Raw genomic sequence first — 16345 nt, 5'->3', positions numbered from 1 at the left:
ACGTCTCTTGCGAGCTATCCTGATAACCCCATACCTAAAGCGGGTGCGGGGGCAAGAAAATACTTCAAAGTTCGGCTTTTCGAAGAGCGCGATATACCGGTGATACGTGAAATCATGGTTCAGCACCATGCTACCACAGTTTTCCGCGATCAGCGCTTTTCAGACTGGAAACTAACTCGGCACTTCGAAACTATCCTTTCGCGTCCACCCGGTATGGTGTGCATTACGTCGGAGTGGGGTGGCGTTGCTGCCGGCGTCGCCTGGGCAGTGGCGGACTCTTACATGCTTTCGGACGGACCTCTGTTTGTCACAGTGCATGTTATCGCCGTCGATCTTACTCTGGGCCCGGTACGACGGGCTAAGATTTTCCTGTCGCTCGTCGCCGGAATTCGGCAATGGGCCGCGTCGCTTAACGCCACTCACTCGTTTGTTCACGTAACGACTGGGACCAGCATAGATGCCTCTGACAGGTTGATGAAGGCAGCCGGAGCTACGTTCGTAGGGGGCGCATATATTGTTTAGAGACGCAACCGGAGCCTTTTCGCGGCATGTCCATGGAGACCCTGGCCTCGATCATCATCGAGATGCAGGGAGGAATGATCGCCCGCGATCGAGTCAAGTCGATCAGGCTTGAGGAGGATTTATGTTTTACAGGAGACGTAAGGAATATTTCATTCGCGTTAGGAGAACCACGCTATTCGCGATCCTTGCCACTTTATTCTATTCGTACAGCGACGCGCGCTCGGCGGAAAGATTTCTTATCAATAAATCGAATTTCACCATGAGTGGCATAGAGGACCTCCTCAAAAGAGAGAGTAAACGCAATCCAAAATATACATTCGACTGCGCAGGGAGCTGGAATATAATCTGGACGGAAGTAAAAGAAAAAAATCCATGGGCGATGCTTGCCTATGCCGTCGACCTTAATACCGCTGTCCAGAACCAGAACAAATTTAGGAATATCTCTCCTCTTGAGCGAGCCTATACCAATCGCCGGAGTATTTTATCAAGTGTTTACTACCTGAATTACAATAACAAAAATTTGCTTAAAGAATTTGAGGACACGTTTCGCGAAATACCAGGTTTTCCATCAAAACTCCATGAGATAGGCCGATACTTCGGAGTGCCCGACGAAACAGAGAGTTTTGTAGAATTTGCGAAATGCATAAAGGCATCCGAGAGTCAATCGGCGGCAGATATGTGCTTCAATCGTTTATCCGAAGAAAAAAAAGTGCTGAAATTTGATGAATTGATGACCTACGTTGATGACGACAGCATAAAAAGCAAAAGAGACATTGTCTGTTTGAGGTAGAACCGTGACGAACTTCAGATATCTTACCGAAGGTGAAATTAATCTTGGAAGATCCATTTATGGATACTCTATAGAATACAGTAGAATTAAGATATACAATGAAAGCTTTCTTAAGCTTGGGCCATTTTCTTTTCAAAATAAGACGACAACTATAACCCCTGATGGGAATATGTATTTTCCGAAGGGCGATCCTTATTATAAAGATGACTTAACAGTTTGGGGGGAGGATCTGCAAAAGCACTTCATACACGAGCTTGGACATGTCTACCAACATCAGCACGGCGAAGACGTTCTCGAAAAGGCCATCAAATTGGCAGTCGCGTACGCGGACTTCGCGGGCGACGGCCGGAAGTATGAGATCACGGATCTTCGCAATGCTAAATGGAAATACCTTAACATTGAACAGCGCGCGGCCGCTGTAGCCAGTTATTGGGCGCTATTCAAAGCTCCGACTCTTGATCTAAACAAAGTAGCTCTGTACGAACGGCTCCTCCCAGCCGACATCGTTAGGCAACCCATATTCGATAACGTTCCCACCCCGTCTGAGAGACCTGCTCAGTGCTTTCCCGGCGACACCAAGATACGAGTAGTTGGCGGAATTAAGCCGATACGTGAAATACAACCTAATGATTTAGTTCTCGCGTTTGATCCGTCTCACGAAAACGGACGAGGTCCACTTGTTCCTCGCCGTGTAATTCGAGTCTTCCGCAACGTCACTACGGAATGGGTGAAGTTGAGTTGGGCCGAAGAGGGCGCGCCGAAAGAGCTCATATGCACGCCAGGCCACCATTTCCTCGACGAATTTGGCCAATTTCCGCCAATCGAGAACATGATCAAATCGGGTCGCGCGACTGTTGTTCTTGCTTCCGGCGCCCTGGCAGAAGTTGCGGCTGAGCGAATTGTTTATTCAACCGAGGCGGCGCAGATGTTCGAGCAGGCGCAGATTCTGGGCATCTCGGCAGGCGGGGCCGCACTGCAGCCGGTCGAATTGGATGGCTGGCAAACATACAATTTCGAAGTTGAAGAGTTACATACCTATGTCGCCGGGGGTGTCAAAGTTCATAACGTGTCCGACCCGATCGCCCACAATGGAAGGGGTGTTGACTATCAAGAGGGGGTCGCCAAGGCGTTCGACGTCCCAGGTTATGGAACTCAGAGGTTCAGCGGAGCTGCGCTGGATTATTATTACAATTCGCTGGGCGGCGCGACGGGTTTTGCGGGCACTGCAATCGGCTGGGGCCTGACCGCGGCGGCTGCGGCTAACCTCACCGGCGCCAGTGGCTTTCTAACTCAAGCAATCTTCGGCGTGGCTTACGCGGAGAAGGCTGGACCATATAGTAATCCCGCCACTGCGCAGTACCTCCGATATAGCGCCATGCAATATGTGCAAACTGTGGAGGCCGCACACGGAACGATATCTCCGCGAGGCTTTTTTGAATCCCTTGGACCCGCCAGATATGGCGAACAGATCGGCTCCCCTGAACATGTCGCCGACCGCGCTTTTGCGCGTGGCTACAGCTTTTTGGACGTGTATTCGGCTCAGGCAGGGATCTCGCCTTATTCTCCTGAAGCCTATCATGCCGTCGATCAGCACCGCGCACAGAACGAGGCGAGACGGTCTGGTTCTTCAAGCTCCTCTTCGTCCAGCAGTTCCAGGTCCCCGTCACGCAACAGCTCCAACTCCCATGGTAGCAGCGATTACGGCCCAAGCCCCAGCGGCAACTGGAGCTCCTCTACGAGGCCGGTTCTTCTTGATTTGAGCGGCAACGGCTTGAGCGTCGAGGCCCTGCCGACCTCGTCGAAGTTCCTGGATCTCGACGGTGACGGCTACCAGCATCGTACTGCTTGGGCCGGAGCCGGCATCGGCGTGCTTGTCATCGATGCTGACGGCGACGGCAAGATCACGCGGTCGAGCGAATTTGCCTTCACGGAATGGGATTCTGCGGCGACGGGCGACCTTGAGGCGCTGAGGCATATCTTCGACACCAACGGCAACGGCAAGCTCGATGCCGGCGATGCGCAATGGTCGAAGTTCCGAGTGGAGGTGAACGGCCAACTGGTGACCCTCGACAGCCTCGGCATCACTTCGATCGATCTGACGCCAACCGGTAGCGGCCAGACATTCGAAGACGGATCAGCGATCACGGGAACCACCACCTTCACCCGCGCCGATGGGACGACGGGTACCGTCGGCGACGCCAAGCTGGCGAACGATGACGATGCCTATATCATCAAGACGACCAGTACGACGAAGGCCGACAATTCGCTCGAGAAGACGATCCTTGCCTACAATACCGATGGCAGCCTTGCTTTCCGTAATGTGGTAACTACCAGCGCCGATGGACGCAGTATCCAGACTCAGTTCGACGACGACGGCAACGGAACGTTCGATCGCTCCCAGACCAATGTCCTTGTTGTCGATGCTTCCGGCGTCCAGACGAAGACCGTCTCGAACTTCAATACCGACGGATCGCTTGCGGATCGCACCACGACGGTTACCAGTGCCGATCATCTGACCGTGACGACAACGCTGGACAATGACGGCGACGGCATCATCGATCAGAGACAAACCTACGTCCGCAATGCTGATGGATCGAACACGACGACCACCGAACAACTCAGCATCAACGGCACGGTCCTTACCAGGACCAAAGTCGATACCAGCGCCAACGGCTTGACGAAGACCACGTCCGTCGACGTGGATGCCAACGGCACGGTGGAGGATATCATCACCGAAACGACGGTGATCGGCAGTGATGGCTCCCGCACCAAGACGGTGGATGACAAGAGCTCGGCCGGCAAGCTGCTCAGCCGGGACGTTACGGTCACCAGCGCCGACAACAAGACCAGCACATTGTCATCCGACGAAGATGGCGATGGCGACGTCGACACCAAGACGGTGTCACTGACGACGATAGGATCGTCGGGCGACATTTCGGTCGCAAACTCGGTCTACAACGGTGACGGCACGCTCCGCGGCAAGGAGGTCACGACGACGTCAGCCGACGGCCGATCCACGGCGACCTCCACCGACCAGACCGGTGACGGCATCTATGACCTGGTCGAAAGCGACGTCAGTGTGGTCGGCACGAACGGAGCGGTAACGCAAACGGTTCAGCAAACAGCTGCCAATGGCCGCCTGCTGTCGAAGGTCGTGACGACCCGAAGCGCCGACGGCAAAACCGTCAACGAAACGGCCGATACCGACGGCGACGGCGTCGCCGACCGCACAACCGCGTTCAGTACCAATGCCGCCGGCTATAAGAATCAGGTCGTCAGCGTTCTGAATGCGGATGGGTCTCTTGTTTCCAAGGTATCAAAGCTCGCGTCTCCCGACGGACTCTCCCAGACGATAGACACCGATGCAGACGGTGACGGCACGGCCGAGCTTCTTTATGTCGCTTCAACCACGGCCAATGCCGATGGCAGCAAGACAGAGACATCTTATTCGAAGAGCGCAAACAGCACTCTCTTGAATAAAACGATTACGATCACTTCGGCTGACAGCCTGACGCAGACGATCACGACCGACAGCAACGGCGACGGGGTCATCGATGTGCGCAGCAGCGATACGCTCAGCCTCCTCGCCGATGGCACGCGGACGGAGACGGTGAAGACGGCGAGCGGCGACGGAACACTGCTCAGCCAAGAATATACCGTCACCGCCGCAAACCGCCAGGTTACGACGGTCAGCACCGACTCCAATGGCGACGGGGTCTATGACAAGATCGTCAGCAATACCAAATATGTCGGCGGCAACACGGATTCCTACACCCGTAATTTCGCGGCCGATGGTACCGTCATCAGCAGGACGGCGACGGCTGTCACGGCGAGCGGCCTTGCCACTCTAACCAACACCGATCTGAACAACGATGGCGTGATGGACAGTGTGATCCAGGATCTCACGTCATTTTGGTCCGATGGAAGCAGGACGGACTCTCATTATGTGAAATCCGGCAATAACACTGTGCTCAGCCTGGACTCCGTACAGACCAGCGGCAACAAGCTTTCCATCCTGACTAGGCGCGATCTGAACGGCGACAGCACCTTCGATATTCTCATTCAGGACACCACCGTTCTGGGAGCAGATGGTTCTCGCACGCAGACGGTGACGACGAAGAGTGCTGACGGTGCTCTCTCCGGCCAGACCAGAACCGTGACCAGTGCCAGCGGCCTGCAGCTGCGCAGCGACGTTGACGCCAACGGCGACGGCACGTTTGAACGCAGCACGCTGTCGACCAAGACCCTTAACAGCGACGGTTCGACGACGCAGACCACCACCGTCACCGGCGCCGACGCGAGCCTGATCGGCAAGTCGGTCACCACGGTCAGCGCCGATGGCAGGACCAGCCAGGCAACATCCGATATCGACGGCGACGGCGCGAACGACCGCAAGGAAACGGTGTCGGTCGCGACAAATGGTCTGTCGACCGACACGGTCGAGACCTACAAGGCGGACGGAACGCTGGCGAGCCGCGCGGTCTCGACGGTGACGGCCAACGGTCTTACCAAGACAACCAAGTCCGACCTCGACGGCAACGGCACGTTCGAGGAGCAGACATCGAGCACGCGTTCCGTCGGCGCCGACGGCGCAACGACACACATCTTCTCCCGCCTCGACGTCAATAATGCGCTCGTCGAGAAGACGACGACGGTCACATCGGCGGATGGAAAGACAAAGTCGACGAGCTGGGCGGATGCGAGCGGCACGACAAAACGCTCGATGACCGATGCTGTCGTCGTCGCCCAGACCGGCACCACGACCGAGACGCTGTCCTACCTGAAGGCGGATGGATCGCTTGAAAGCAAGACGATCACGACGACCGATGCTCATGGGATCGTCAAGACGACCACCAAGGACATCGACGGCAATGGCGTCATCGATCAACGCATTACCGAGACGGTCGCCAGCAACGGTTCCAAGCAGCAGAAGTTCGAGGATCTGACCTCGACCGGCACTGTCAAGAGCTCGGCCAAAGTGACGACCTCGGCCAACGGCTTCAGCACCACTGCCGATTACGACACCAACGGCGATGGCACCGTCGACAAGCGGATTACATCCGCCCTCGCGATTGCGGCTACCGGCGTGCGCACGACTGTCGTCCAAGAATCTATTGCCGGTTCGGGCGGACTGGCGCTTGGCAACAAGCTAACAACGACAGTCTCCGGCACGGGCCTCCAGACTCAGATAGACTTCGACAAGGGTGGCGACGGGACCGTCGATCAGTCGAGCACCGACACGACGGTCTTGAACGCCGATGGTTCACGCACACAGGATGTGAAAATCCTCAGTGGCACCACACTCGCCAGCCACTACATGACAACGACCAGCGCCAACGGCCTGTCCGTCAGCCAGCAGTGGGATCCGGCCGGGACGGGCACCTATTCGCAAACCTCCACGGATGTCACGGCGCTCAATGCCGATGGCACCAAGGTGCGCACGGTGACGAACCTCAGGGCCGACGGTTCGGTCATCTCCAAGTCGGTAACCACGGTGGACAAGTCCGGGAACGTCGTTCGCACGGTCGATACTCGCCCAGTCTTTGGTGACAAGGGAACGAAGACAGAGACGACGCTGCTTGCCGATGGCGCATCGCGTGTAACGGTCACCGGGACGGATGCGAGCAACGTCCTCACCGACAAAGCCGTCGTCCTCACCAGTGCGGATAAGGCCCGCGTGACGATCGAACGCGACGTCAATGGCGACGGCATCGTCGACCAGCGTCAGCAGGTAACGACCGCTAATACTGGCGTCCAGACTTCCGTCATCACCGATCTCAAGGCAGACGGCACGGTTGCCGACAAGACCACCACCACCGTTTCTGCGGATGGACGCCAGACGACGATGGTTTGGGATTACGACGGCAACGGTACCAACGAACGTCAGCGGATCATAAACGATACGATCCGCGCCGATGGGGGACGCACGACGGTGATGACCGACACCGACCTCGTCACCAACAAGGTGGCGGCGGTCATGACGACCGAGCTTTCTTCCGACGGCCGGACGACCACCACGACCAAGGACGTCAATGGCGACAACGCCGTTGACCAGACCGAGACGGTGACGAAGGATCTCTTCGGCAATATCAAGAGTGTCGTGAGCAACAATACGACTGCCCGCAACGTCTCCTATCTCTCGTCCGGCGGCGTCTATTGGAAGCAGGCGATTGCGGCCAAGCTGGAAACGACGACATCGGCGGACGGCAGGACAAAGACAAGCTACTACGACTATGATGGCGACGGCATCTTCGAGGTCACCATGCAGTCGACGCAACAGATCGACGGCTCGATCGAGACGGTCGTGACAGAAAAGGCAGCGGCTGGCGCCACCGTCGGCAAAGGTACCCTGTCGACAAGTGCCGATGGCTTGATTTCCAAGCTCACCAAGGATGCCGACAACAACGGTACCACCGATCACACCGAGACCTCCGTCAAACATATCGATGGCTCGATCACGCTGACGAAGGTCGACCTCAACACCACCGGCTCAGCGACCCAAACAGTCATCGATATCGTTAATGCGCTCGGATCGCTCTCCTCCCGCACGACCAAGGATTCGCTCGGTCGCAAGACCGAACAATTGAATGTGGCGGCTGACGGAAGCTCAGTGAAGACAACCTATGATGCAGCAAGTGGCTTGGTGTCGAAAGTCGAGACCGCAAGTAAGGCCGGGTTGGCCGTAAGCGCCACTTACTTCGATCCGCTCAGCAAGGAAGCGTGGCGCCAGATCGACCAGACATTCAATGCTGCTGGAAAGCTCAGCTACCAGACTACTCGGTACGATAACGGGTATACATATGACTACACATTTAATGCCGATGAGACTCCATATTCTCTCGTTATCAAGGACGGCGCCGAAAAAATAACCCAAAAGAATTATTACTTCGCCGATGGTGGATACGATGTTTACGTTTACGATCCTTACAACAATAGCAATTTCAGTTATTATTGGGATTCTTACTATTACAATTCATCGACACAAAAATATTACTTAAAAACTCATATTACGTACAGAGACGATACTGGTCAAACAAAATACGACGCAACTCTGTATGATTATCTCAACCAATACAACTGGGCAAGTATTTATGGGAAGTTTGACAAGTATGGAAACCGAGAATACCAAATAACTACTTACGATGACGGAACTCAGCGGCCGGTACTGTTGGACCTTGATGGCGACGGCCATATAGATCTGCGGCCATTGGATTTGACCGCAAGCAACGCCACATTCGACTGGGACGGTGACGGCGTTCGGGATCAGACGGCCTGGGTCGGTCCGAACGATGGCTTCCTGGCGATCGATCTCGGTGCTGATGGCTCTGGCGGACCTGACGGCATCATCGATCAGGCGCGAGAGTTGGCATTTGCACAGTGGCCAGAGAATGATGGTACGGCCGACATTTCTGACCTCGACGGCCTCCGTCTCGCCTTCGACACGAACCACGACAATATTCTTGATGCGAATGACGCCCGCTGGGGCGAGTTCCGCATCTGGCGCGACAGCAACCAGAACGGCATCAGCGATGTCGGCGAACTGCTCACTATGTCTGAGGCGGGCATCAAACTCGTCAACCTGATCCCCAATCCAGGCGGTGCACAGGCATTCGACGACGGTTCGGCGATATCAGGCACGAGCAGCTACGAGACGACGAACGGTCAGACCCATCTCGTTGCAGATGCGAGCCTTGCTTGGCAGAAGAATACCAACGGTGTTGCTGCGTGAGCCTTGCGATGACCGCTCGCACCATGGCGGCGCACATTCGATGGATGTGCGTCGTTTCCTTTCTGGGTATGCAGGACGGCCTCCGTGATCGTCACCGCTGATCCGGCCACCGCCGAAACAAACAAAACCGTAGAGCATGAGCCCGCCGTCGAGATCGTCGACAGCGGGCTTTCGGCTCTGTGCGCGATTGCCGGCTATTTCCGGATCGCAGCGCAGCCGGCCACACTTGCTAGAGACCTGGCGGTCATCGGCTCTTGCGGATCGAATGACCTGCTGCGAGCAGCCAAGAGCCTTGGGTTGAAGGCCCGTGTCGTTCAGGCCCGTGATGCGGCCAAACTCGCAACGCTTCCGGCCCCATCCATTGCCATGCTCGCAGACGGCTCCTTTGCCGTTTTCGGCGGCTCGACGGGCGATGGGACCTTCCGGCTCGTTGATCCGGTTGCCTTTTCCGCGCGCAATGTCTCGGCCGAAGAACTGCTTGCTGAAACAGGCGGCCGGTTCATTCTCGTGCAGCGCCGGTTCTCCGGACCGGGGGCATCGCCCAAGAGCTTTGGCCTGCGCTGGTTCCTGCCGGCGATCTGGCGCTATCGGCAGGCTTTCGGCCATGTTCTGATCGCCTCGCTGATCGTGCAGATCTTCGCGCTGATCACGCCGCTGTTTTTCCAGGTCGTCGTCGACAAGGTTCTCGCCCATCGCAGCTATTCGACCCTGATCGTCCTGGTCGTCGGGCTGGCAGCCGTCGGCCTCTTCGACGCCGTGTTGCAATATCTTAGAACCTATGCGCTGTCGCATACGACGAACAGGATCGACGTGGAGCTTGGGCGGCGGTTGTTTCGCCATCTGCTCAATCTGCCGCTGAGCTATTTCGAGACCAGGGCCACGGGGCAGACGATCGCCCGCGTGCGCGAACTGGAAACGATCCGCGCCTTCCTGACCGGCCAAGGCCTGTTTTCGGGCCTCGATCTCATCTTCACCATCGTCTTCATCGCGGTTCTTTTTTCCTATTCGTCGAAACTTGCCTGGATCGTCGTGGCCTCGATCCCGGTCTATATCGCCATCGGCGTCCTGATCCGCCCGCTTCTGAAGGACCGCATCGACGAAAAGTTCGAGCGCGGCGCCTATAGCCAGCAGATGCTTGTCGAAACGGTCGTTGGCATCCAGACAATGAAGGCAGCCGCCGTCGAGCCGGTCGTGGCAGCGCAATGGGAAGAGCGCCTTGCTGCCTATGTTCAGTCCTCGTTTGCTGCGACCATGCTGGCCGCCAAGGGCCAGAACGCCATCCAGTATGTCAACAAGATCACCTCGGCGGCCCTGCTATTCCTCGGCGCGCAGGCCGTGATCGACGGGGAACTGACCGTCGGTGCACTTGTCGCTTTCAACATGATCGCCGGCCAGGTCTCCCAACCGATCCTGAGATTGTCGCAGCTCTGGCAGGACGTCCAGCAGGTACAGGTCTCCATCGACCGGCTATCCGATATTTTGAATGCACCGGCCGAACCACGCCCTGCCGTCGCAATCAGCCTGCCGAAGCCGAAAGGGGCGATCGCCTTCAAAAGTGTCAACTTCCGCTATTCTCCCGAGGGTCAGGATGTTCTGAAGAACATCAACTTCGCCGTCCGACCCGGTGAGGTGATCGGCATCGTCGGTCCTTCCGGCTCCGGCAAGTCGACACTCACCAAGCTCGTGCAGAGGTTCTATATCCCAAACAGCGGCCAGGTCTTCGTCGACGGCCAGGATATTGCCCAGGTCGATCCTGCCTGGCTGCGCTCGAACATCGGCGTGGTGCTTCAGGAGAACATGCTATTCAACCGGACGATCCACGACAATATCTGCCTGGTCAACCCGGCGATGTCGCGGGCCGCTGCCATGCAGATGGCAAGGCTTTCCGGCGCCGACGAGTTCATATCGAAGCTGCCGCGCGGCTATGACACCATCATCGAGGAACGCGGAGCGAACCTCTCCGGCGGCCAGCGACAGCGCCTGGCGATCGCGAGGGCGCTGGCCACCAATCCACCCATTCTCATCCTCGATGAGGCGACCAGCGCGCTCGACTATGAGAGCGAGCGCATCATCCTTACGAACATGCGTGAGATCGTGCGCGGACGCACCGTGATCATCATCGCCCACCGTCTGGCGACCGTGCGCCACTGCGACCGCATTATCGGCATGAAGGATGGCCGTATCGTCGAGGAGGGCACACACGAGACATTGCTTACCCGCGAGAACGGCCTCTATGCCCATCTGTGGCAATTGCAGACGGCACCGGTCCAGCCATGAACCAGACCGTTCGTCCGCCCAAAGTGCCAAAGAAGCCACCGCGCAAACCGCGCGATCACACCGCATTCCTGCCGGCGGCCCTTGAGATCCTGGAAACGCCGGCCTCACCAATCAGAGCGGCCCTCATCTGGTTCATCTCCGTCTTCGTGATTCTGGCGATCGTTTGGAGCTACTTCGGCCGGTTCGACATCGTCGCGACCGCTCAGGGCAAGTTGCAGCCTACAGGACGAGTGAAGGTCATTCAGTCGCTGGAGACCGGAAAGACAGCCGCGATCCCTGTCGCCAATGGTTCGAAGGTCAAAGCGGGCGATATCGTCGTAGAACTCGATCCAACGGAGACCAAGGCAGAGGTCGATGCACTACTGGCAAGCCTGCGATCGCTGCGAGCCGAGGTTACAAGGCGTACCACCGCGAGAGCGCAGGTCGAGGCGTGGCACCGTGCCGGCCTTTGGACAAATTCGCCGACGATCTCCACGCCTCTTGTCTTCGGTGAGGATATCCCTCCGTCCGTCAGAACGCGGGAGGAAGCACAGTTCCAGTCATCGCTGGAACAACTGGCGTCGTCGCTTGCAAATCTCTCCTCGCAAAGGGAGCAGCAGCTCGCATCGCTTGGCCGGTTCAATCGCATGGTGGCTGCTCAGAAAAACCTGATTGCGACGATGAATGATCGCGTCGCGATGCGATCGCAGCTCATGGAGTCGAGTGCCGGGCCGCGCCTCGGCGTCATTGATGCAATGGAAGCCAAGCAGCGCGTCGAGGCGGATCTCGCCGAGCAGATCGGCCAGGCCGAGGAGGCGTCTGCTGCCCTTGTCGTTGCGACCAGCGAGGGCGAGAAGGCGATCAAGACCTTCATGGCGGAGAATGTCGAAAAGCAGACAGAGGCAGAGCGGCAGATCGACGAGCAGGAGCAGCAGCTCATCCGGGCGCAGAAAAAGCTGGACGCCATGACGATCAAAAGCCCGATCAACGGGACGGTGCAGACATCGGCCATTACGACCGTTGGCCAGGTGGTCATGGCCGGATCGGAGCTGATGCGGGTCGTGCCGGAAAATGCAGTACTGGAGATTGAGGCCTACTTGCCGAACCAGGATATCGGTTTCGTTGCACCCGGTCAGCTAGCAGTGATCAAGGTTCAGGCCTTTCCGTTCACCCGCTATGGGGTGATCGAGGGGAAGGTGACGCGGGTTGCGACGGACGCCATTCCCGAACCGGACGCGCAACAGCTCGAAGGCCAGCCTGACAAACAGCTCCAGAGTTCAATGCCGATCGGCAACGCGCAGAGAGTTCAGAACCTGGTGTTCCCGATCACCGTTGTGCCGGACGCCGAGAGCATCGATGTCGATGGCACCTCCGTGGCGCTGTCCCCGGGCATGGCCGTGTCGGTCGAGATCAAGACGGGAAGCCGGCGCATCCTGGAATATCTGTTCTCACCGATCGCCGAGGTGTCGTCCGAGGCGATGAAGGAGCGGTAACGCGCTGTTGTTAGATCGTTTAAGCGATTACCTCCGCGCAAATTAATCTCGACTACGGAGGTGCCCAGAGAACGCTAAATCTCTGGGCATGCCGTTGATATGCAGTCGAAATGAGAAGACCCTTCAAACATAAACCAACGTTTATGTTTGACGAGGAACCTTGAAATACATCGCCTATTATCGCGTTTCCACTTCGAAGCAGGAGCGTTCTGGCCTGGGCCTTGCAGCACAAAAGGCGACGATAGAAGCCTTCCTGCAGCCCGACGACGAGTTGATTGCGGAATTCGTCGAAACGAGTTCAGGCAAGAAGGACGATCGCTCCAAGCTCGCGGAAGCGATCAAGACAGCAAGGAAAAGCAACGCAAAATTGGTGATCGCCAAGCTCGATCGTTTTTCGAGGCGCGTTAGCTTCATCGCGAAAATGATGGAAAGCGATGTCGGGTTTGTCGTCGCTGACATGCCGACCGCTTCAGCATTTCAGTTGCACATCTTTGCCGCTTTGGCTCAAGAGGAGCGTCGGCTCATCTCGGCGAGAACAAAAGCGGCGCTTGCTGAAGCAAAACGGAAAGGTGTGAAACTTGGTGCTCACGGAGAATGCCTTGCGCAGCAAAATAGAATGGATGCTATGCGTCGGGCAATTGAGCTTCGTCCGTATTTACCGGAAGGCTGGGCAGAAATGTCTTATTCCGCTATCGCCCGACATCTTAATAGGGCGGGGATTAAACCGACAAGGGGCGGCATCTTTCATCCGCAAAGCGTAAAGAATTCTATCCGCCATTTAAGTGAGCTTCATCAATTAAATTAATCGCGATTTCATCCAACGTATAGAAATCGCAACGAAGCAGCCGATCCTATCTTCGATTTTGTGTTGATCGTTGCAGGATGGCCGACGCGAATTATGTGAGAAATGCATGACGTCGAAACCTAAGGATCTGCGTGTTTTGTGAGGTTTGTCCTTTCTATACGTTTTAGGAGAATGACGGCTATTCGTCGCCAGCAGGAGACATGGCGGTCAGGTTGGAAGAGTGACCGCTTGTGGCCCTTGCCGACTGGCTAGGGAATGGGCCAGTGAATGTCCCTTTCATTCTTGTCTATGCAACGTTTCGCAACCTTGACAAGAATAGTATAGGCTGTGAATTTCAACTCATGGGAATCATCGCCAACATCCGATCAATGCAAGGCATGGGAATTCACGTTGACCGGAATGCGCGATCCCCGTCACTCAATCTGCGCCAGTATAATCTTATTTACGGGTTTAATGGGTCTGGTAAGAGCACGCTCTCGCGTTTGTTCTCGAGCCTACAAGCCGGAGAGCTGCACGCGAAGTTGCCCGACGGTTGTTCGTTCGAGGTAGTGCTGGACGATGGTGCTGCGTTCGGTTGCCCGACAAATCCAAGTGGCCTCGAACAGCGTTTGCTGGTGTTCAATACCGATTATATTGAGCAGAACCTGCAATGGGCGGCAGGGATGGCGAACCCTGTCTTCTACATTGGAGCCGAGCAGGCGGATGCCGCCGCCGAGCTGACCAAGATCGAAGGCGAGATCGTGAAGGCAGAGACGGCCAACGCTCTGGCGCTCGCGGCGGAGAAATCAGCTGAAAAATCCTTCGCGACCTTTAAACGCGAGCGTGCGAAGTCGATCGCTTCGCGCCTTCATCTGGGCAGCCGCAAATATGAGGCCCCAACTCTCGCCAAGGATTTCGAGTCTTGGAAAGATGATGATGGCACTTCGCTAACCCAGGATGAACTGATGGCCGCCGAAAATACGCGGCGCCAGGACGAACCAATGCCGCGAATCGCACCGATTGCCTTCGAAGCAGCAAGCATAGGCGCCGCGTACCGATTTATCGTCGACATCTGCGGTCAGTCACTCACTACAGTCGCCCTCGATGAGGTGCAACGCTATCCCGATATGCTGCTATGGCTGAAGCATGGTCACGAATTTCATCAAGCGAATGAGATGGCAGACTGCCTTTATTGCGGGAATGCAATCTCAAGTGAGCGACGCGCCCAACTAACCGCCGCGCTTGACGACCAAGTCGACCAGTTCGTCGCACGCCTCGACAAGACCGCTGAGCGCCTCGACGCAGTGATCGCAACACTCACAGATATTGAGGAGCGCGTACCATCGAAAGAGGCGCTTTCCGCCGAGCTGCGGGAAGGCTTCAGTGAAGCGAGAAAGTTGGTCTCACAAGAGGTCAGAAACGCGATTGCGCACCTTTCTGGCCTGCGAGGGGTCCTCGATGCCAAACGCACGCGCCCCGCATCACCTGCAGATACCAGCAAATTGTCGACTGAGGCGGACGTCATCGCAACCGCAGATGAATTGGCTAAAGCGATCACAGCGATCAATGAGGCGATCATTACACACAATGACATCGTCGATAACTTTGCCAAGCACAGAAACACCGCTGAGATGGCGATCCGTCGCCATTTCCTGCTTGAGTGCCGCACCGATTTTGCTCAGCAGGCAAAAGACCTCGCTGACGCGACCACCAATGTCATCACGGAAAGTGATGCGCTGGCTGCATTGAAACAGACCGCGACCGACCTGCGACAGAAAATCAGGGTTCACGGCCCGGCAGCAACGGCGATTAACAGGCTGGTAGCGTCGTACCTCGGACATGCAGAACTGACAATCCATCCGGTGGAAGATGGCTACCAGCTTCATCGTCACGGTATGCCGATCACAGGGATGCCGAGCGAAGGAGAAAAGACTGCTATTGCGATCTCATACTTCCTATCCTCGATCGAGGCGGACAATCGCAAACTAAAGGATGCCATCGTTGTCATCGACGACCCGGTATCAAGCCTCGACACAAAGGCGCTCAATTTCGCTTGCTCACTTGTTCGTAACAGGCTCGACAAGGCCGGCCAGGTGATCGTGCTCACCCACAATCTCCAGTGCATGAACGAATTTCGGAAGGCATGGAAAAACAAGGCGCGCCCCCCTGAGGGCAAGCAGCCTTCAGCTACCTTCTTGTTCATCGACGTCGCTGTTCCGGAGGGCCAAATCCGGCGATCATCGACAATCGTCGAGATGTCGAAGCTGCTTCGGGAATATGACTCCGAGTATCATTTCCTCTTCAGCCATGTCCTACGCTTCGTCGAGAAGGCAGGTGCCTATGACGATCACGGGTACATGATCCCTAATGTCATGCGGCGTGTCCTCGATGTCTTTCTAGCGTTCAAATGCCCCGGGAGCTCCGGGCTAACCGGTCAGATGGCCAAGCTTTACGCGGACTATACCGAGCTCGATCGCGACAAGTTGATGGCACTCGAACGACTAGCTCAAGTCGAATCGCATTCGGACAATTTGGACGATTTGCTATCCTTCTCTTCAATGACGCTGGAGGAAACACAAGCCGCGGCCGGCGCGCTAATCGAAATGATGGAGCAGGTCGACGGGAAGCATTTGACGGGGTTGAAGAAGCTCTGCCGATAACGTGCAGGTTTGATGAAGAATAGGAGAAGGTTTCAAAATGGCTCGATGCACAGCACCATCACGGGGCCACCGCACAGCGAGTGGTAGAGCAGAGTGCCCTGCTTGCGGCGG

6 protein-coding genes are annotated in these 16345 nt (G+C 56.5%); all 6 read left to right on the top strand.

Annotated features, from left to right (window positions below; genetic code table 11):
- Positions 1–781: 781 nt before the first annotated feature.
- Positions 782–1312 carry a hypothetical protein gene (locus AB8B33_RS24090; RefSeq protein ID WP_439017127.1) on the top strand — a complete coding sequence of 177 codons (531 nt, stop codon included), beginning with the start codon at positions 782–784 and terminating at the stop codon, positions 1310–1312.
- Between the two features lie 4 nt (positions 1313–1316).
- A complete protein-coding gene (locus tag AB8B33_RS24085; RefSeq protein ID WP_439017126.1) occupies positions 1317–9041 on the top strand; it encodes a hypothetical protein in 7725 nt (2574 codons plus the stop codon).
- A gap of 153 nt (positions 9042–9194) precedes the next feature.
- Positions 9195–11318 (top strand): type I secretion system permease/ATPase, encoded by a 2124-nt coding sequence (locus AB8B33_RS24080; protein ID WP_439017301.1) that lies wholly within the window; start codon positions 9195–9197, stop codon positions 11316–11318.
- The gene (locus AB8B33_RS24075) at positions 11315–12790 is read left to right on the top strand and encodes an HlyD family type I secretion periplasmic adaptor subunit (RefSeq protein ID WP_439017125.1); all 1476 of its coding nucleotides are present in this window, start codon (positions 11315–11317) and stop codon (positions 12788–12790) included. The genes AB8B33_RS24080 and AB8B33_RS24075 overlap by 4 nt, the downstream gene beginning before the upstream one ends.
- Positions 12791–12950: 160 nt before the next feature.
- Positions 12951–13595, top strand: coding sequence for a recombinase family protein (locus AB8B33_RS24070; protein ID WP_439017124.1), 645 nt, complete (start codon positions 12951–12953; stop codon positions 13593–13595).
- Positions 13596–13936: 341 nt separating this feature from the next.
- The gene (locus tag AB8B33_RS24065) at positions 13937–16234 is read left to right on the top strand and encodes an AAA family ATPase (RefSeq protein WP_439017123.1); all 2298 of its coding nucleotides are present in this window, start codon (positions 13937–13939) and stop codon (positions 16232–16234) included.
- The last annotated feature ends 111 nt before the right edge of the window (positions 16235–16345 follow it).

Source organism: Rhizobium sp. 768_B6_N1_8, assembly GCF_051811225.1.
GTDB lineage: Bacteria > Pseudomonadota > Alphaproteobacteria > Rhizobiales > Rhizobiaceae > Rhizobium.
The sequence above is the reverse complement of the archived record's forward strand: the minus strand, read 5'-3'. Positions and strand labels throughout refer to the sequence as shown.